Raw genomic sequence first — 18,828 nt, 5'->3', positions numbered from 1 at the left:
GCGCCCCGCGCACCGAAAACTGGGCGCTACGTCAGAAATTCCTTATGCGTGTAGGGGAAAACCCTACTTCACGTAGGGAATATTCCGGCACGCTTCAGGCACCCCCCTATTCTTCCGCCGACGCAACACGGGCAGGATGCTTCACATCGGCGTAACGAATCCGGCGCCGAAGGGGAAAAATGCAAGATGAAGGCCATCCAGTCAGCCCAGTTGGGCCAGCAGCTCAACCTGACGCCGCAGCTGCTGCAGTCCATCCGGCTGCTGCAGCTCAATGCACAGCAGCTGCAGCTGGAAGTGACCCGCGCCCTCGAGCTGAACCCGATGCTGGAGCTGGAGGAGGAAGTCCAGGCCGAGGCCGTAGTGCCCGCGGCCGGCGACGTGGCCCCGGCGGAAGCCGCCGCGGTGGAGACCGCCGCCTTCGACGAGCTGCCCGAATCCTCGATGTGGGACGTGCCCGGCGCCAGCTGGAACGGCGAAGGCGATGACCGCATGCAGCGCATCGCCGAGCCCGGCTCCAGCGATCCCTTCGTCCGCGTCCTGCAGGCCCTGGCCCTGGAACTGGATCCGTCGGAGCTGGAGGTCGCCGCCTTCTGGCTGGAGCATTGCGACGACGCCGGCTACCTGGATGGCGACCATGCCGCCCTGCTGCTGCGGGCCACCGCCCGCTTCGACATGGCGGCCCACCGGATCGAGGCCATCCGCCAGCGCCTGCTGCATGGCGAGCCGGCCGGCCTGGCCGCGCGCGACCTGGGCGAGTGCCTGCAGGCACAGCTGGCCGCCCTGCCCTCGCCCTGCCCCGGCCGCCCGCTCGCGGCCCGGATCCTTGGATCGTGCCTGGACGCGCTGGCATCCCACGACCACGCCGCGATCGCCGCCCGCCTGGATTCCGAGGAGGCCGACGTCGCCGAGGCGGTGCGCCTGATCCTCTCCCTGCAGCCGCGCCCGGCGCAGGACGCGGTCGAGGTCCCGGCCGGCTACGTGGTGCCGGACGTGGTGGCCTGGCATGCCGATGGCCAATGGCGCGTGGCCCTCAATCCGGCCACTGCGCCGCGGCTTGCGATCAATTCCGGCTACGAGCGCGCCCTGGCCCAGGCCGGCGACGGCGAAGGCGCCGCGGCCCTGCGCGAGCTGCTGCAGGAAGCCCGCTGGCTGACCCGCGGCCTGTCCATGCGCTACGAGACCCTGCTGCGCACCACCCGGGTCCTGGTCGAGCGCCAGGCCGCGTTCCTGGTCGAAGGCGACGAGGCCATGGCGCCGCTGACCCTGAAGGAAGTGGCCGACGAGATCGGCATGCACGAGTCCACCGTCTCGCGCATCACCAGCGGCAAGTACATCCAGACCCCGCGCGGCACCTTCGAGCTCAAGCATTTCTTCGCCGTCCGCCTGGAAGGGGCCAACGTCTCCGGCGCGGCGGTGAAGGCCATGGTCAAGCGCCTGATCGAATCCGAGCCGGCCGGCCGGCCGCTCGCCGACGACGCCATTGCCGCCCTGCTGGCCCGCCAGGGCGTGCACATCGCGCGCCGGACCGTGGCCAAGTACCGTGAGCAGCTGTCCATCCCCACGGCGCGCGAGCGCCGCCGCGCCGCTGCCACGCCCGCCCTGGCGCGCGCGTCCTGACCCCCCGGAGTAGCCCGATGCGCACCATCCGCGTCCTGCTGGTCGACGACCACGAAGGATTCATCAACGCCGCCCTGCGCCACTTCCGCAGGCTGGAGTGGCTCGAGGTCGCCGGCACCGCCGGCAACGGACTGGAAGCGATCGAGCGCTCCGAAGCGCTGCGCCCCGACGTGGTCCTCATGGACCTGGCCATGCCCGAGATGGGCGGGCTGCAGGCAACGCGCCTGATCAAGGCACAGGACGAGCCGCCCTTCATCGTCATCGCCAGCCATTTCGACGACGCCGAGCATCGCGAGCATGCGATCCGCGCCGGCGCCGATGGCTTCGTCAGCAAACTGTCCTACCTCCAGGAAGTGGTTCCGATCCTGGAGCGTCTTGCCGGAGTACAAGCGCCGTGAGCGAATCGCGCATCCTCGTCATCGACAGCCAGGGGCCTCGTGCCGAACACCTGTGCGGGCTGCTCGAGTTCATGGACCTCAACCCGCGCTGGGCCGCATCCCCGGCCGACGTGAACACTTCGCGCCAGCGGCCGACCGACTGGATGGCCGTGGTGGTCGGCACGCTGGAAGACGCGGAGGCCGCGCGCGCCTTCTTCGCCTGGCTGGGCGGCGCGCCGCTGCCGCCGCCGGTGCTGCTGCTGGAGGGCGACACCGGCGCCTTCGCCACCGCCCATGGCCTGCACGAGGCCGGCGTCTGGCCGCTGGAGTCGCCGATCCGCCCCGCCCAGCTGGAAGCCTGCCTGCGCCGGGCCAGCCTCAAGCGCCTGGACGCCGAGCAGCAGGGTTCCGGCGCCGACGACGGCCCGACCGGCACCAGTCCGGCGGTGCAGCGCTTGCGCCGCATGATCAGCCAGGTGGCCCCGTTCGACACCACGGTCCTGGTGCTGGGCGAGTCCGGCACCGGCAAGGAAGTGGTCGCGCGCACGATCCACCAGCAGTCCGCGCGCCGCGACGGCCCGTTCGTGGCGATCAACTGCGGCGCCATCCCGCCGGACCTGCTGGAGAGCGAGCTGTTCGGCCACGAGAAGGGCGCCTTCACCGGCGCGCTGACCGCGCGCAAGGGCCGCTTCGAGATGGCCGAGGGCGGCACCCTGCTGCTGGACGAGATCGGCGACATGAGCCTGCCGATGCAGGTCAAGCTGCTGCGCGTGCTGCAGGAGCGCAGCTTCGAGCGGGTCGGCGGCAACCAGACCATCAAGTGCAACGTGCGCGTGATCGCCGCCACCCACCGCAACCTCGAGGACCGGATCGCCGAGGGCCAGTTTCGCGAGGACCTGTTCTACCGGCTCAACGTGTTCCCGATCGAGATGCCGGCCCTGCGCGAGCGCGCCGAGGACCTGCCGGCCCTGGTCAGCACCATCGCCGCCCAGCTGGGCCGCTCCGGGCGCGGCGAGCTCCGCTTCGCCGACGCCGCCCTGGCCGCGCTGGCCGGCTATCCGTGGCCGGGCAACGTGCGCGAGCTGACCAACCTGGTCGAGCGCCTGGCCGTGCTCAACCCGGGCGGCCTGGTGCGGCTGGACGATCTGCCCGCCCGCTACCGCGCCCATGTCCCGGCCGGGGCCGAACCGGCGCTCAAGGCGCCCGTCGCCGCCGCGGCGGCGGCCGTCCCTGCCCCGGCGCCGGCCCCCGAGGCCGCCCCGGAGCAGGCAGCCGCCACCGCCCTGCCGGAAGCCGGACTGGACCTGCGCGAGTACATCGCCGGGATCGAGCTGCGCCTGATCCGGGAGGCGCTGGAGCGCAGCCAGGGCGTGGTCGCCCATGCCGCCCAGCTGCTGGGCCTGCGCCGTACCACCCTGGTGGAGAAGCTGCGCAAGTACGGGATCGAGCGGGAGCACAGCGAGGCGCTGGGCTGAGCACGGCCGCTCCCCGCGCCGCCGGCCGCTGCAACGCCCCGCGCCCGCGGGGCGTTGCCGTTTTCCGGGGTCGCGCCCCGGGCGCGGTCGGATTTCCGGCGCCCATGCCCTGCACCCGTGGCACGCCGCTTGCATCCACTGCGGCGACACCGGCCCATGCCGAGGGGAACCACCCATGACCGACTCGATCAGCTCCGTCCTGTCGCAGATCCGCGCCTACCAGGGCCAGCTCGGCCAGGCGGCCGCGCGTACCGGCGACGTGGCGCGCGGCGACGCGATCCAGGGCCTGGGCGGGATGCAGGCTCCGGGCGCCGGCGGCGTTTCCGGCGTGCCGAGCTTCACCCAGACCCTGTCCCGCGCGATGGAGGGCGTGAACGCGGCCCAGGCGAAGGCCGGGGCGCTGCAGGCCGCGTTCGAGCGCGGCGAGCCGGGCGCGGACCTGGCCCGGGTGATGGTCGCCTCGCAGCAGTCGCAGGTGGCCTTCCGCGCCACCGTCGAGGTCCGCAACCGACTGGTACAGGCGTACCAGGACGTCATGAACATGCCGCTGTGACCGGGGACTGAAGCACGATGGCAATGACCCTTTCCAAGGACGCGTTCAACCGCGAGCAGGCCACCGAGAAGGCGGCGCTGGCGGTGGTCAAGCTGCAGGAGATGCAGCTCGGGCGGAAGATCGGCACCCTGCTGGTCATCGCCCTGGCGGTCGCCGCCGGCCTGTTCGTCTTCTTCTGGTCGCAGAAGCCGGCCTATACCCCGCTCTACACCGGCCTGGACCCCAAGGCCACGGCCGAGGCCACCGACCTGCTGCGCGCCGCGCAGATCCCGTTCAAGCTCGACCAGGCCACCGGCGCCATTTCCGTGCCGGAGGCCAACCTGCACGACGCCCGCCTGAAGCTGGCCGGCTCCGGCCTGACCGAGAGCGGTCGCCTGGGCTTCGAGATGATGGAGCGCGACCCGGGCTTCGGCGTCAGCCAGTTCGTGGAGAACGCGCGCTACCAGCACGCGCTGGAAACCGAGCTGGTCCGCACCATCTCCACCCTGCGTCCGGTGCGCGACGCCCGCGTGCACCTGGCCATCCCCAAGCCTTCGGCGTTCCCCCGCCAGCGCGAGGCCGCCAGCGCCTCGGTGGTGCTGGAGCTGCGCTCCGGCGCGCTGCTGGAGCGCAACCAGGTCGACGCCATCGTCCACCTGGTGTCCTCCTCGATCCCGGACCTGGCGCCCGAGCGGGTCACCGTGGTGGACCAGAACGGCCGCCTGCTCAGCAGCAATGGCCAGGACAGCGCCTCTGCGCTCAGCGCCGCCCAGTTCGAGCAGGTCCGCCGCCAGGAGACCTCGTACAACCAGCGCATCCGCGAGCTGCTGGCGCCGCTGACCGGCAGCGGCCGGGTCAACGCCGAGGTCACCGGGGACATGGACTTCTCGGTCACCGAGGAGGCGCGCGAGCTGTTCAACGCCGAGCCGCAGAAGCTGCGCAGCGAACAGGGCAGCGAGAACACCACCGCCGGCGAGGGCCCGCCGGGCATCCCCGGCGCCCCCAGCAACGCCCCGCCGGGCGCGGCCGCCGAGCAGCAGGCCGACGGCACCCCGCTGCCGGGTACCGCCACCGCGGCCGCCACCGGCACCAGCTCGCGCAGCGCCACCCGCAACTTCGAGCTGGACCGCACCCTGCAGCACACCCGCCAGCCGGCCGGCCGCATCCGCCGCGTCACCGCCGCGGTGGTGGTGGACCACGTGCCGCGCGCCGGCGCCGACGGCAAGGTCACCCTGCAACCGCTGTCCGAGCAGGAACTGGCCAGGGTCCAGGAGCTGGTGCGCCAGGCGGTGGGCTTCGACGCCTCCCGCGGCGACGTGGTCTCGGTGGTCAACGCCCCGTTCGTGCGCGACGAGGCCCCGGTGGCCGACGCGCCGAAGTGGTGGGAGGACCCGCGGGTCCGCGACGCCCTGCGCCTGCTGGTCGGCGCGGTGGTGGTGCTGGCCCTGCTGTTCGGCGTGCTGCGCCCGAGCATCCGCCAGATCGTCGCCCCGCCGGCGCCGAAGAAGGAGGAGACCGAGCCGCAGACGGCGGAGGTCTCGCTGCTGGACGACGACGAGGAGATGCCGGCGCTGGCCGAGGACACCGCCAAGATCGGACTGCAGGCGCCCACGCCGATGGCCCTGCCCTCGGATTCCTACGAGGACCGCCTGCGCACCGCGCGCGAGGCCGTGCGCGCCGACTCCAAGCGGGTCGCCCAGGTCGTGAAGGAGTGGTTGGGAAATGAAGCAGCCTAGTCTCCCGTCCGAGCTCAACGGCGTGCAGCGCGCCGCGGTGCTGCTGCTTTCGCTGGGCGAGGCCGACGCCGCCGAGGTGCTCAAGCACATGAGCGCCAAGGAAGTGCAGAAGCTCGGCCTGGCCATGGCGACCATGAGCGGCATCAGCCGCGAGCAGGTCATGGACGTCATGCAGCAGTTCGAGAACGCGCTCGAGCGCCAGACCTCGCTGGGCGTGGGCGCCGACGACTACATCCGCAACGTGCTGATCCAGGCCCTCGGCGCGGACAAGGCCGGCAGCCTGATCGACCGCATCCTGCTGGGCCGCAACACCACCGGCCTGGACACGCTCAAGTGGATGGATCCGCGCGCGGTGGCCGACCTGGTGCGCAACGAGCACCCGCAGATCGTGGCCATCGTGCTGTCCCACCTGGACCCGGACCAGGCCGCCGAGGCGCTGAAGTTCCTGCCCGAGCGCGTGCGCGCCGACGTGCTGCTGCGCATCGCCACCCTCGACGGCATCCCGCCGAACGCGCTGAACGAGCTCAACGAGATCATGGAGCGCCAGTTCGCCGGCAACCAGAACCTCAAGTCGTCCAACATCGGCGGCGTCAAGGTCGCGGCGAACATCCTCAACTTCCTGGAGACCGGGCAGGACCAGTCGATCCTGGGCGAGATCGGCAAGGTCGACAGCGAACTGTGCCAGCGCATCCAGGACCTGATGTTCGTGTTCGACGACCTGGTCGAGCTGGACGACCGCGAGCTGCAGACCCTGCTGCGCGAGGTCTCCGGCGAGCGCCTGGGCATCGCCCTGCGCGGCGCCGACGTCAGGGTGCGCGAGAAGATCACCCGCAACATGTCCCAGCGTGCGGCCGAGATCCTGCTGGAGGACATGGAGGCCCGCGGCCCGGTACGCCTGGCCGACGTCGAGGCGGCGCAGAAGGAGATCATGGCCATCGTCCGCCGCCTGGCCGATGAGGGCGTGATCAACCTCAGCAACGGCGGCGGCGAGGAGCTGGTATGAGCACCGTCGTCCGCTGGCTGGCTCCGGAACTGGAGGTCGAGCCGCAGCAGGCGGCCGCCCCGGAGATCGTGGAGGAGGTGCCGATCCCGGTGCCGCCCACCCTGGAGGAGATCCAGGAGATCCAGGACGCCGCGCGCGAGGAGGGCTACCAGGCAGGCCTCGCCCAGGGCCACCAGGAAGGCTTCGCCCAGGGGCAGGCCGAGGTGCGCCGCCTGACCGCCCAGATCGAGGGCATCCTCGACAACTTCACCCGTCCCCTCGCCCGCCTCGAGGACGAGGTCACCGCCGCGCTCGGCGAACTGGCCGTGCGCATCGCCGGCAGCCTGGTCGGGCGCGCCTACGCGGCCGAGCCGGCGCTGCTGTCCGAACTGGTCGCCGAGGCGCTGGATGCGGTCGGTGGCGCGGGCCGCGACGTCGAGGTGCGCCTGCATCCGGACGACATCCAGGCCCTGGCCCCGATGCTGGCGCTGCCGGCCGGCGCGCGCCTGGTCCCCGATCCCAGCCTGGGCCGCGGCGACCTGCGCGTGCATGCCGAGGCCGTGCGCATCGACGGCACCCTGGAAGCGCGCCTGCGCGGCGCGCTGGAAAGCGTCCTCCACAAGGCCGGAGCCGGCGCATGAGTCCCGCTCCTGCTCCTGCACGCAATCCCGCCGGCGGCGCGGTGCCGGCCGACTGGCTGTCCGCGCGCAACCTGCGCCTGGCCATGCGCCTGGAGTCGATCTCGCTGGACCAGGCCGCCGGCCGCGGCCTGATCCGCGAGGGCATCCTGCGCCGCGCGGTGGGCCTGGCCCTGGAAGCCACCGGCTGCGAGGCGCCGATGGGCGCCACCTGCAAGGTGGAAGTGGCCGATGGCGGCTGGGTCGAGGCCGAGGTGGTCGGCTTCGCCGGCGACCGCACCTCGCTGATGCCCAGCGCCGAACTGCACGGCCTGCTGCCCAACGCCCGGGTGGTGCCGGTGCGCCGCCGCGGCGGCGTGGAAGTGGGCGAAGGCCTGCTCGGCCGGGTCATCGACTCCGACGGCGTGCCGCTGGATGGCAAGGGCCCGATCCGCGCCGAGGGCAGCGTCGGCATGGCCGGAGTTGCAATAAACCCGCTGGCGCGCGAACCCATCATCCAGCCGCTCGACGTGGGCGTGCGCGCGATCAACGCCCTGCTGCCGATCGGTCGTGGCCAGCGCGTGGGCCTGTTCGCCGGCTCCGGCGTCGGCAAGTCGACGCTGCTGGGCATGATGACCCGCTTCACCTCGGCCGACGTCATCGTCGTCGGCCTGATCGGCGAGCGCGGCCGCGAAGTGCGCGACTTCGTCGAGACCACCCTGGGCGAGGAAGGCCTGCGCCGCGCGGTGGTCGTGGCCGCCCCGGCCGACCGCCCGCCACTGGCGCGCCTGCATGGCGCCTACCGCGCCACCGCCATCGCCGAGTGGTTCCGCGACCAGGGCCTGAACGTCCTGCTGCTGATGGACTCGCTGACCCGCTTCGCCCAGGCCCAGCGCGAGATCGGCCTGTCGGTGGGCGAGCCGCCGACCACCCGCGGCTACCCGCCGAGCGTGTTCGCCAAGCTCCCGGCGCTGGTGGAACGCGCCGGCAACGGCGCCGCCGGGCGTGGCTCGATCACCGCCTTCTACACCGTGCTGACCGAGGGCGACGACCCACAGGACCCGATCGCCGACGCCGCCCGCGCCATCCTCGACGGCCACATCCTGCTGTCGCGCCGGATCGCCGACGCCGGCCTGTACCCGGCCATCGACGTCGAATCCTCGGTCAGCCGCGTGGTCCAGGACATCGCCGACGAGACCTGGCGCGAGCGCATCCGCGCACTCAAGCGCCTGGTCGCCGCCTACAACGCCAACCGCGACCTGATCGCCATCGGCGCCTACCAGCGGGGCAACGACCCGGTGGTGGACGAGGCGCTGGCGCGCTGGCCGGAGATCGTCGAGTTCCTCGGCCAGGACATCGCCCGCTCGGCGGACCTGCAACATAGCCGCCAGGCCCTCGCCGACCTGCTGCAGAAGAAGGAGAACGCCGCATGATGCAGTCCCGCCGCATCGATCCGCTGCTGCGCCGGGCGCAGGAGCACGAGGATGCCGTGGCCCGCGACCTGGCCGAGCGCCAGCGGGCCCACCAGCTGCAGGAGTCGCGGCTGGAGGAACTGCGCCGGTATGCCGAGGAGTACGCCTCCAGCCAGATGGCCGCGATCAGCCCGGCGCAGCTGGCCAACCGCCGCGCCTTCCTCGACCGGCTGGAAAGCGCGGTCGAACAGCAGACCCGCAACGTCGACCTCAGCCGCCAGCGCCTGGAGGCCGAGCGTGCCCGCCTGCTGCTGGCCAGCCGCGACAAGCAGGTGCTGGAGCAGCTGGCCGCCAGCTACCGCGCCCAGGAGCAGAAGATCGACGAGCGCCGCAGCCAGCGCGAAATGGACGACCTCGGCGCCCGCCGGGTCCGCGCCGCGCAACAGGAAGCCCGACGCGAAGGAGAAGTGCAGTGAACCCGTCCCTGCTTGGCGCCGTCGCCGCCTCCCCTGCCCCTTCCTCCGCTCCCCGTTCCACGCCGGAACGCGGCGATGACCTGGGATTCGCCCGCATGCTGGAGGCCCCGCAGGGTACGGAAGCCTCGCGCCGCAGCAGCCCCGGACAGCCGGACAAGGCCGACCGCAAGGCCCCGAACGACGATCCGCGCCGCCAGCCCGGCGCGCAGGCCGCGCGCCCCGAAGCCAAGGCGGCTGATCCGGCCGACGAGGCTGCCGCCGCGGCAACCGTGGGTGCGGACGCCGGCACCGACCCGGCCGACGAACCTGGAAACGACCCCCAGGCGGAAGCCGCATGGCCGCCGCCCGGCCTGGCCTGGCTGCTGCAGCCGGCGCAGCCGGCGCCGGCCCCCGTGCAGGCACCAGCGGGCGGACCGGCCGGCAATCCGCTGGCCGGCGAAGCCACCGCTCCCGCCGCCGTCCTGCCCGGGCCGGTGCAGGCCGCCGCTGCCACGATGGACGCGGCCGGCATGGCGGAGGCCGCGGGTCCGGCAACCGTGCCGGTGGCCGCCGATGCCCCCGCGCTGGCGCCGATCGCGGAGCCGGAGAACGGCAACGGCCGCTTCGCCGAAACCCTGCGCGCACTGCAGACGCAGGCACAGGCGATCGAAGCCCCGGAGGCGCCGGCGCCGGGCTTCGTCCTGCCGGGCCTCGCCCCGGTCGCGGCCAGCACCCCCGCGTCCGTATCGCCGCTGGAGACCCCGGCCCACCTGCCCACGCCGCAGCTCGGCGAGGCCGGCTTCGTCGATGACGTCGGCGACCACGTGGAATGGCTGGCCGGCCAGAAGATCGGCCACGCCGTGATCCGCATCTCGCCCCAGGACCTGGGACCGGTGGAAGTGCGGCTGCACCTGGACGGTGACCGCCTGAGCGCCGACTTCAGCAGCGCCCAGGCCGAAGTCCGCCAGGCGCTGGAGCAGGGCCTGCCGCGCCTGCGCGAGATGCTGGGCCAGCATGGCCTGGAGCTGGCGCACGCCGGCGTGGGCCATGACCGCGGGGACGCCCCCGCCCAGGGCGGCCGCGGCACCCGGGACGCGGAAGGCGATGCTGGCGGCGGCGAAACGGCTCCGACCAGGCGCGCCCCTGCGACCCTGCGACGCGGCCTGCTCGACGCCTACGCCTGACCAGACGCTCTCCCGCACCGCTGCCGGCGTTCCGGTCGCGGCGGGACACGCGCCCGGTCCCTGCCGGCGACGTTCCACCGACGCCCCATACCCATGGGCCATGCCCACCCTGCGGCGCTGGCCACTCACGGCCGAACTCCCAGGCAACCGTGCCGTGCGGGTCTCCCGGCCCCGTTCGCCAGCCGGCAGTCGCCGCGCTTCCACTGATCGCCCGGTCACCTGCCACGGCCGGGTGCACCCGTTTCCCGGCGCCGGGAAACGGATGGGTCTCGAAAGCGCGCACGTCAGGTGCCTGCTGGTCCCGACGGCCACCGCCCCGCGGGTCCTGATCCCCCTGACCGGCTTCCGGCCAGCGCCCGTCGACCGCTGCGTCAAACCCCCGCCACCGCCGCGGCACGCCGCTTGCATCGAAGCGGCGGCAATCCACAGGAGATCGACGCGTGGCCACCGCAGCCGACAGGACACCCCGCAACCCAACCGCCGGCAAGGCGCCCGCTCCCCGCGACAGCGGCAAGCTGCCGCTGGTCATCACCCTGGTCGCCGTGCTCGTGGCCTGCGCCGCCGGCGGTGGCTGGTACTGGAGTTCCAGGCGGGCCGCTGTCGCCGAGGCCGCCGCCGCCGAAGCGGCCAAGCCGAAGCTGCCGGCGCCGGCCCAGTACCTGGCGCTGGAGCCCCCCTTCGTGGGGAACCTCAATGGCGGGCTGGACGGCCCGCAGTACCTGCAGGTCGAGATCCAGCTGTTGACCCGCGACACCACCGACCTGGCCAACCTGGAGCGGCACGCGCCGGCCATCCGCGCCCGCCTGCTGATGCTGCTGGCCCAGCAGACCGCCGCCAGCATCGCCGACCGCGCTGGCAAGGAGGCGCTGCAGGCCGAGGCGCTGGCCGAAGTCCGCAGGCTGATGACCACCGAGACCGGCAAGCCCTGCGCCGAGTCCCTGCTGTTCACCAGCTTCGTGACCCAGTAAGGCGCCCGCGCCCATGACCATCAACGACCTGCTTTCCCAGGACGAGATCGACGCCCTGCTGCACGGCGTGGATTCCGGCGCGGTGAGCACCGACCCGGAACCGGCCGACCCGGGCGTCGCCCGGACCTACGACTTCGCCAGCCAGGACCGCATCATCCGGGGCCGCATGCCGACCCTGGAGATGGTCAACGAGCGCTTCGTGCGCCTGTGGCGCATCGGCCTGTTCAACCTGATCCGGCGCTCGGCCGACATCTCGGTCCGCGGCATCGACCTGATCAAGTTCGGCGAGTACATGCATTCGCTGTACGTGCCGACCAACCTCAACCTGGTGCGCTTCAAGCCGCTGCGCGGCATGGGCCTGATCGTGTTCGAGCCGAAGCTGGTGTTCACCGTGGTGGACAACTTCTTCGGCGGCGACGGCCGCTATCCCACCCGCATCGAGGGACGCGAGTTCACCGCTACCGAGATGCGCGTGATCCAGCTGATGCTGCGCCAGACCTTCGCCGACCTGACCGAGGCCTGGGCGCCGGTGATGAACGTGGACTTCGAGTACATCAACTCGGAGATCAACCCGCACTTCGCCAACATCGTTACCCCGCGCGAGTACGTGGTGGTCAGCCGCTTCCACGTGGAGCTGGACGGCGGCGGCGGCGAGATCCACGTGACCCTGCCCTATTCCATGCTCGAGCCGATCCGCGAGCTGCTCGACGCCGGCATCCAGAGCGACCGCATCGACCGCGACGAGAGCTGGAACGCGACCTTGCGCGAGCAGCTGCAGCTGGCCGAGGTCACCGTTTCCAGCGTGCTGGCCGAGAAGCGCATCGACCTGCGCCAGCTGACCCGGTTGAAGGTCGGCGACATCCTCCCGATCGAGCTGTCGCCCAACGTCCCGGTCTGCGTGGAGAACATCCCGGTGTTCACCGGCAAGTTCGGCCTGTCCAACGGCATGAACGCGGTGAAGATCGTCCGTACCAAACCGCCTGGCACCGAAAGCCCGCGCCAGCCCGCCCCCGAGGAAACACCCGCATGAACACCGAGACCACCGCCGCCGCGGCCCAGTTCGACGCGCTGCAGTCCGAACCCGGCCTGGCCAATGCCGACCTGAACCTGGACGTCATCCTCGACGTGCCGGTCACCCTGTCGCTGGAAGTCGGCCGCACCCGCATGCCGATCCGCAACCTGCTGCAGCTCAACCAGGGCTCGGTGATCGAGCTGGAGCGCGGCGCCGGCGAACCGCTGGACGTGTACGTCAACGGCACCCTGATCGCCCATGGCGAGGTGGTGGTGATCAACGACCGCTTCGGCGTGCGCCTGACCGACGTGGTCAGCCCCAGCGAGCGGATCCGGAGGCTGCGTTGAACCTCCTGCCGCTCCTGCTGGCGGCCACCCCGGCGGCGCAGGCCGCGCGGCCGGTGGCGCACGCCCAGGGACCGGGCCTGTTCGGCGCGTTCTTCGCCCTGCTGCTGGTGCTCGGACTGATCATCGGCCTGGCCTGGCTGCTCAAGCGCATGCCCGGCTCCGGCTTCCGTCCCGCCGACGGCCTGCGCGTGGTCGCCTCGCTGCACCTGGGCACCAAGGAGCGCGCGGTGGTGGTCGAGGTCGGGGGGCGCCAGCTGCTGCTGGGCGTTTCGCCGGGTGGCGTGACCCTGCTGCACGAGCTGCCCGAGCCGCTTCCCACGCCCGAGGCTCCGCGCCTGCCCAACCTGAAAGAACTGCCCAACTTCGCCCAGCTGCTGTCGCAGCGGCTGCGCCGGAACAGCTGAAATGACCTTCCGCCGCCTGCTCCTGATCATCACCATCCTGCTGCTGGCGGGCATGCCGCTGCTGGCGCTGGCCGCCCCGGCGGCGCAGGTGCCGGCGCTGCCGAACGTGACCGTGGGCCGCATCGGCGAGGCCCCGGTCAGCGTGCCGCTGCAGACCCTGCTGCTGATGACCGGCATCACCCTGCTGCCGTCGCTGCTGCTGGTGATGACCTGCTTCACCCGCATCATCATCGTCATGGCGCTGCTGCGGCAGGCGCTGGGCACCGGCCAGACGCCGTCCAACCAGATCCTGGTGGGCCTGTCGCTGTTCCTGACGGCGATGATCATGATGCCGGTGTGGCAGAAGGCCTGGGACGCAGGCTTCGGCCCCTACCTCAACGGCGACATCGACTTCCGCTCCGCCTGGGACCTCGGTACCGCTCCGCTGCGCGCGTTCATGCTGGCGCAGGTGCGCGACACCGACCTGATGACCTTCGCCGGCCTCGCCGGCCATGGCACCTACGCCGGTCCGGAGGACGTCCCGTTCCCGGTCCTGGCCGCGTCCTTCGTGACTTCGGAACTGAAGACCGCGTTCGAGATCGGCTTCCTGATCTTCATCCCGTTCGTGATCATCGACCTGGTGGTGGCCAGCGTGCTGATGTCGATGGGCATGATGATGCTGTCCCCGGTGCTGATCTCGGCGCCGTTCAAGATCCTGCTGTTCGTGCTGGTCGACGGGTGGGTGCTCACCGTCGGCACCCTGGCCGCCAGCTTCAACGGGGTCTGACCCCTCGCACCGGCGCCCGCGCCCCGCCCATTCCCGGAGCTTCCTCCCCATGACCCCCGAACTCGCCCTCACCGAGCTGCGCCGCGGACTGGAAGTCGCGCTGTGGGTGGGCGGCCCGCTGCTGATGGCCATGCTCGCCGTGGGCGTGCTGGTCGGCATCGTCCAGGCGGCGACCCAGATCAACGAGCCGACCATCGCCTTCGTCACCAAGGCCGTGACCCTGACCGCGGCCCTGTTCGCGCTGGGCAGCTTCCTGCTGGCCTACCTGGTCGACTACACGGTGACGCTGTTCCAGCGCATACCGCACCTGATCGGCTGAGGCGGAGCCAGCCCGTGGATCCGGCAACCGCGATGGTGGTCGACGGCCAGCAGGCTTTCGGCATGATCGGCACCGTGATGTGGACCATGCTGCGCACCGGCGCGCTGCTGATGGCCATGCCGCTGATCGGCACCCGCGCGGTGCCGGTGCGGATCCGGGTGCTGGTCGCCGGCGCGCTGGCCATGGCGCTGTCGCCGATGCTGCCGCCGGTGCCCGGGTTCGCCGGGATCGACGCGGCCACCGTGCTCGGGGTGGCGCGGGAACTGGCCCTGGGCGTGGCAATGGGCTTCTGCCTGCGCCTGGTGTTCGAGGCCGGCGCCTTCGCCGGCGAACTTGTTTCCCAGGGCATGGGCCTGTCGTTCGCGCAGATGAACGACCCGCTGCGTGGCACCAGTTCCGGCGTGGTCGCGCAGTGGTTCTACCTGGCCTTCGGCCTGCTTTTCTTCGCCAGCGATGGCCACCTGGCCATGATCGCGATGCTGGTCCGCAGCTACCAGGCCCTGCCCATCGGTGCGGACTGGCCCGGGGTGGCCAGCGGCCTGTCGGTGCCGGTCGAGCTGTTCTCGGCGGTCCTGCGTGGCGGGCTGGGCCTGGCCCTGCCGCTGATGATGGCCATGCTCGCCACCAACCTCACCTTCGGCGTGCTGGCCAAGGCCGCCCCGTCGCTGCACCCGGTGCAGCTGGGCCTGCCGGTGGCGGTGCTGACCGGCTTCTTCCTGCTGGCGATGCTGGCCGGCGAGATCGCCCAGCCGATGCAGGCCCTGTTCGACCGCGCGTTCGAAGCGGGCATGGCCATCCCCACCCGCTGATCCGGCCAGGCTGGAACAGGACTTGCACTGACCCCGGCGCGCCGGCTCCCTTCCGGCGCCGGAGCCGGGCATGGCCGAGAACGAAGACGGCCAGGAAAAAACCGAACAGCCAACACCCCGAAGACGGGAAAAGGCGATCGAGGAAGGCAACCTCGCGCGCTCGCGCGAGCTGGGCAACGCCGTGGTGTTCGGCAGCGGCGTGGTCGCGGTCATGGCTGGCGGGCCGGCGTTCGCCCGCGCCGCCGCCGGCTGGCTGCGCGGCGCCCTGAGCCCGGACCTGCGCGTGCTGGAGGACCAGGGCCTGCTGCTGGGCTACGCCGCCACGCTGCTGGCGAAGCTGCTGATCGTGGTGCTGCCGCTGGTCGGCCTGGCCGTGCTGGCCTGCCTGGTGGCCCCGGTGCTGATGGGCGGCATCCACTTCAACACCAAGTCGCTGGTTCCCAAGCCCGAGCGCCTGGACCCGCTGGCCGCGCTCAAGCGGATCTACAGCGCCGACGGCCTGGCCGAGCTGGCCAAGTCCCTGCTGCGCGTGGCCATGCTCGGCATCGCCTGCGGCCTGGTGCTGGTCCATGGCTTCGACGTGCTGCGCGCCATGCCCGGGCAGTCGCTCGAGGACGCGGTACGCACCGGGCTGGGCTTCGCCGGCCGCCTGATCGGCGCCGCCGCGGTGGCCCTGCTGCTGCTGGCCGCGGCCGACGCGCCGTACCAGAAGTGGAACTGGACCCGGAAGCTGAAGATGACGCGCCAGGAAGTGCGCGAGGAGATGAAGGAGACCGACGGCAACCCGCAGGTCAAGGGAAAGATCCGGCAGATGCAGTACCAGATGTCGCAGCGCCGGATGATGGAGGCGGTGCCGACGGCCGACGTGGTGGTGGTCAACCCGACCCACTACGCCGTGGCCCTCAAGTACGACGGCGGCAGCATGCGCGCCCCCCGGGTGGTGGCCAAGGGCGTGGACGAACTGGCCCTGCGCATCCGCGAGGTCGCAGCCGCCCACCGCATCACCACGGTATCCGCGCCGCCTCTGGCACGCGCCTTGTATCGCGAAGGCCAGATCGACAAGGAGATCCCCGTGAGACTGTACGCCGCCGTGGCCCAGGTCCTGTCCTACGTGTACCAGCTGCGCGCCTGGCGCCCCGGTACCGGGCGGCCGCCGCAGCTGGGCGAGGTCCCGGTGGATGAGTTCCCGGAGGGCAAGGCTCCGTGAGCGCGAACCTTCCCCGTCCGCTGTCGCGGCGCCTGATCGACATCGCCCGCAACGGCGCAGGCGCGCCGCTGCTGGTGCTGGCCCTGCTGGCGATGGTGGTGGTGCCGCTGCCGCCGCTGGTCCTGGACGCGCTTTTCAGCTTCAACATCGCCATCTCGCTGGTGGTGCTGCTGGCGGTGGTGTACGTGCAGCGCCCGCTGGACTTCACCGTCTTCCCGATCATCCTGCTGACCACCACGATGCTGCGCCTGGCGCTGAACGTGGCGTCCACCCGCGTCATCCTGCTGCACGGTCAGGACGGCCACGACGCGGCCGGCAAGGTGATCGCCGCGTTCGGCGAGTTCGTGGTCGGCGGCAACTACGCGGTCGGCATCGTGGTGTTCGCGATCCTGACCATCATCAACTTCGTGGTCATCACCAAGGGCGCCGGGCGCATCTCCGAGGTGACGGCGCGCTTCATCCTCGACGCCATGCCCGGCAAGCAGATGGCAATTGACGCCGACCTCAACGCCGGTCTGCTGACCCGCGAGGAAGCCAAGGCCCGCCGCGAGGAGGTGCGCGAGGAAGCGGACTTCTACGGCGCCATGGACGGTGCCAGCAAGTTCATCCGCGGCGATGCCATCGCCGGCATCCTGATCCTGTTCATCAACCTGATCGGCGGTTTCGCCGTGGGCATGCTCCAGCACGGCATGCCCGCCGCCGACGCCGCCTCCACCTACACCCTGCTGTCGATCGGCGACGGCCTGGTGGCGCAGCTGCCGGCCCTGCTGGTGTCCTCCGCGGTGGCGATGCTGGTCACCCGCGCCTCGCGTGCCCAGGACATGGGCAAGGCGGTGGTCGGCCAGGCCTTTGGCCAGCACAAGGCGCTGGCGGTGGCCGCGGGCATCCTGCTGGCGGTCGGCGTGGTGCCGGGCATGCCCAACGTCGCTTTTCTGACGCTGGGTTCGGCGCTGGGCTTCGTCGCCTGGAAACTGTGGCAGCGCGAGCAGCGCGAAGCCTCGGCGGCCGCCCTGGCGGAAGCCGCCGGCCCGGCGACGCCGGCCGGCCAGTCCAGCGGCGAGCTGGACTGGGACGAGCTGCGCCCGGTCGATCCGCTGGGCCTGGAGGTCGGCTACCGCCTGATCCCGCTGGTCGACAAGACCCAGGGCGGCGAGCTGATGGCGCGGATCAAGGGCGTGCGCCGCAAGCTCACCCACGAGATCGGGTTCCTGATCCCGCCGGTCCACATCCGCGACAACCTGGAGCTGCAGGCCACCCAGTACCGCCTGCTAGTCCATGGCGTGCCGGTGGCCACCGCCGAGGTCCATCCGGACCGCGAACTGGCGCTGGACCCCGGCGGCGCGCTCGGCCCGATCGACGGCATCAAGGGCAAGGACCCGGCATTCGGACTGGACGCCGTGTGGATCCACCCGCACCAGCGCGCCCAGGCCGAGGCCATGGGCTACACCGTGGTCGACCCGGCCACCGTGGTCGCCACCCATCTGTCCCACCTGGTGCGCGAGCACGCCCCGGAGCTGCTGGGCCTGGAGGAAGTGCAGCAGCTGCTGGCCACCCTCGCCCGCAGCGCGCCAAAGCTGGCCGAGGACCTGGTGCCCAAGACCCTGCCGCTGTCGGTGGTCGCGCGCGTGCTGCAGAACCTGCTGGTGGAGCGCATCCCGATCCGGCAGCTGCGCAAGATCGCCGAGGCACTGCTCGAGCACGGGGCCTACAGCCAGGACCCGGCCGCGCTGACCGCCGCGGTCCGCAACAGCCTGGGCCGTTTCATCGTCCAGGAGATCGCCGGGGCCTCGCCGGAGCTGCCGGTTTTCACCCTGGCCGCGCCTTTGGAACGGGTCTTGCAGGACTCAGCGCAAGGCAACGGCGCTCCGGCGCTGGAGCCCGGGCTGGCCGAGCGCCTGCAGCAGAGCCTGGCCGACTGCGCCGGGCGGCAGGAGGCCCGCGGCGAGCCGGCGGTGGTGCTGGTCCCGGCCACCGTACGCGCCTCGCTGGCGCGGCTGGTACGCCACAGCGTGCCGTCGCTGTCGGTGCTGGCCTACACCGAGGTACCCGAAGACAAGCGACTGAAGCTGGTCGGAACGATTAGTTGAAGCCGTGATTCGTGATTGGGGATTCGTGATTCGCAAGAGCGGGTCGCGGCGAACTGGAAGGACGCGGGAATGAACAAGCCAACAAGACCAGAGACACGGGCAGGCCGCACAGGCCCGGCCCCTGCTTCTTCCAATCACCAATCCCGAATCACGAATCCCGGCTCCTGACCATGAAGATCAAACGTTTCGTCGCCGCCGACATGCGTCCCGCGCTGCGGATGGTCCGCGCCGAGCACGGGCCGGATGCCGTGATCCTTCCCAACCGCCGCACCGAGGAAGGCGTGGAGATCGTCGCGGCCAGCAACTACGACGAGGATGCGGTGCAGCGCGCCCTGCTCGAGGCCCACCGCGCCAGCGAACCGGCGCCCCAGCCCCAGGCCGCCGTCCCGGCACAGCCTGCCGCCCCGGCGCCTTCCGCGCCGCATCCGGACTTCGCCGCGGCCATGGCCGCCGCCCTGGCCACCCCGACCGCCCGCGCGGTGTCGGTGCTGCCGCCGGAAGTGGTGATGGCCCACCCTGCAC

The 18,828-nt window shown here is 71.8% G+C and carries 19 protein-coding genes and 1 pseudogene; all 20 read left to right on the top strand.

Annotated features, from left to right (window positions below; genetic code table 11):
- Positions 1-186 precede the first annotated feature (186 nt).
- On the top strand, positions 187-1,617 hold the full coding sequence (gene rpoN, locus CSC68_RS13940; protein ID WP_162204218.1) for an RNA polymerase factor sigma-54: 1,431 nt from the start codon (positions 187-189) through the stop codon (positions 1,615-1,617).
- 17 nt (positions 1,618-1,634) lie between these two features.
- The gene (locus CSC68_RS13935; RefSeq protein ID WP_162204217.1) at positions 1,635-2,015 is read left to right on the top strand and encodes a response regulator; all 381 of its coding nucleotides are present in this window, start codon (positions 1,635-1,637) and stop codon (positions 2,013-2,015) included.
- The gene (locus CSC68_RS13930) at positions 2,012-3,469 is read left to right on the top strand and encodes a sigma-54 dependent transcriptional regulator (protein ID WP_162204216.1); all 1,458 of its coding nucleotides are present in this window, start codon (positions 2,012-2,014) and stop codon (positions 3,467-3,469) included. Before CSC68_RS13935 ends, CSC68_RS13930 begins: the two co-directional genes overlap by 4 nt.
- 175 nt (positions 3,470-3,644) lie before the next feature.
- The gene (gene fliE, locus CSC68_RS13925) at positions 3,645-4,022 is read left to right on the top strand and encodes a flagellar hook-basal body complex protein FliE (protein ID WP_162204215.1); all 378 of its coding nucleotides are present in this window, start codon (positions 3,645-3,647) and stop codon (positions 4,020-4,022) included.
- Between the two features lie 17 nt (positions 4,023-4,039).
- On the top strand, positions 4,040-5,737 hold the full coding sequence (gene fliF / locus CSC68_RS13920) for a flagellar basal-body MS-ring/collar protein FliF (protein ID WP_162204214.1): 1,698 nt from the start codon (positions 4,040-4,042) through the stop codon (positions 5,735-5,737).
- Positions 5,724-6,740, top strand: coding sequence for a flagellar motor switch protein FliG (gene fliG / locus CSC68_RS13915; RefSeq protein WP_162204213.1), 1,017 nt, complete (start codon positions 5,724-5,726; stop codon positions 6,738-6,740). The genes fliF and fliG overlap by 14 nt, the downstream gene beginning before the upstream one ends.
- Positions 6,737-7,360 carry a FliH/SctL family protein gene (locus tag CSC68_RS13910; protein ID WP_162204212.1) on the top strand — a complete coding sequence of 208 codons (624 nt, stop codon included), beginning with the start codon at positions 6,737-6,739 and terminating at the stop codon, positions 7,358-7,360. Before fliG ends, CSC68_RS13910 begins: the two co-directional genes overlap by 4 nt.
- On the top strand, positions 7,357-8,769 hold the full coding sequence (gene fliI, locus CSC68_RS13905) for a flagellar protein export ATPase FliI (protein ID WP_162204211.1): 1,413 nt from the start codon (positions 7,357-7,359) through the stop codon (positions 8,767-8,769). Before CSC68_RS13910 ends, fliI begins: the two co-directional genes overlap by 4 nt.
- Complete coding sequence (gene fliJ, locus CSC68_RS13900) at positions 8,766-9,224, top strand: flagellar export protein FliJ (protein WP_162204210.1); 459 nt, start codon at positions 8,766-8,768, stop codon at positions 9,222-9,224. The genes fliI and fliJ overlap by 4 nt, the downstream gene beginning before the upstream one ends.
- On the top strand, positions 9,221-10,387 hold the full coding sequence (locus tag CSC68_RS13895) for a flagellar hook-length control protein FliK (protein ID WP_162204209.1): 1,167 nt from the start codon (positions 9,221-9,223) through the stop codon (positions 10,385-10,387). The genes fliJ and CSC68_RS13895 overlap by 4 nt, the downstream gene beginning before the upstream one ends.
- A 440-nt stretch (positions 10,388-10,827) precedes the next feature.
- Complete coding sequence (locus tag CSC68_RS13890; RefSeq protein ID WP_162204208.1) at positions 10,828-11,355, top strand: flagellar basal body-associated FliL family protein; 528 nt, start codon at positions 10,828-10,830, stop codon at positions 11,353-11,355.
- A gap of 13 nt (positions 11,356-11,368) precedes the next feature.
- Positions 11,369-12,385, top strand: a complete 1,017-nt coding sequence (gene fliM, locus CSC68_RS13885; protein WP_162204207.1) for a flagellar motor switch protein FliM — start codon at positions 11,369-11,371, stop codon at positions 12,383-12,385.
- Positions 12,382-12,714, top strand: a complete 333-nt coding sequence (gene fliN / locus CSC68_RS13880) for a flagellar motor switch protein FliN (RefSeq protein WP_162204206.1) — start codon at positions 12,382-12,384, stop codon at positions 12,712-12,714. The genes fliM and fliN overlap by 4 nt, the downstream gene beginning before the upstream one ends.
- Positions 12,711-13,118, top strand: a complete 408-nt coding sequence (gene fliO, locus CSC68_RS13875; protein ID WP_162204205.1) for a flagellar biosynthetic protein FliO — start codon at positions 12,711-12,713, stop codon at positions 13,116-13,118. The genes fliN and fliO overlap by 4 nt, the downstream gene beginning before the upstream one ends.
- Position 13,119: 1 nt before the next feature.
- The gene (fliP, locus tag CSC68_RS13870; protein WP_162204204.1) at positions 13,120-13,884 is read left to right on the top strand and encodes a flagellar type III secretion system pore protein FliP; all 765 of its coding nucleotides are present in this window, start codon (positions 13,120-13,122) and stop codon (positions 13,882-13,884) included.
- A gap of 49 nt (positions 13,885-13,933) precedes the next feature.
- A complete protein-coding gene (locus CSC68_RS13865) occupies positions 13,934-14,203 on the top strand; it encodes a flagellar biosynthetic protein FliQ (protein WP_162204203.1) in 270 nt (89 codons plus the stop codon).
- A gap of 14 nt (positions 14,204-14,217) precedes the next feature.
- Positions 14,218-15,012, top strand: coding sequence for a flagellar biosynthetic protein FliR (gene fliR / locus CSC68_RS13860; RefSeq protein ID WP_162204202.1), 795 nt, complete (start codon positions 14,218-14,220; stop codon positions 15,010-15,012).
- 70 nt (positions 15,013-15,082) lie between these two features.
- On the top strand, positions 15,083-16,219 hold the full coding sequence (gene flhB / locus CSC68_RS13855) for a flagellar biosynthesis protein FlhB (protein ID WP_162204201.1): 1,137 nt from the start codon (positions 15,083-15,085) through the stop codon (positions 16,217-16,219).
- Positions 16,220-16,311: 92 nt separating this feature from the next.
- Positions 16,312-18,306 carry a flagellar biosynthesis protein FlhA gene (flhA, locus tag CSC68_RS13850; RefSeq protein ID WP_425501261.1) on the top strand — a complete coding sequence of 665 codons (1,995 nt, stop codon included), beginning with the start codon at positions 16,312-16,314 and terminating at the stop codon, positions 18,304-18,306.
- 170 nt (positions 18,307-18,476) lie between these two features.
- Positions 18,477-18,828: pseudogene (locus tag CSC68_RS15975) on the top strand (flagellar biosynthesis protein FlhF); the annotation flags it as partial.

The sequence above is a fragment of the Pseudoxanthomonas suwonensis genome (assembly GCF_010093235.1).
Taxonomy (GTDB): Bacteria; Pseudomonadota; Gammaproteobacteria; order Xanthomonadales; family Xanthomonadaceae; genus Pseudoxanthomonas; species Pseudoxanthomonas suwonensis.
Note: the sequence above shows the minus strand (reverse complement) of the source record. Positions and strands in the feature narration are given on the sequence as shown.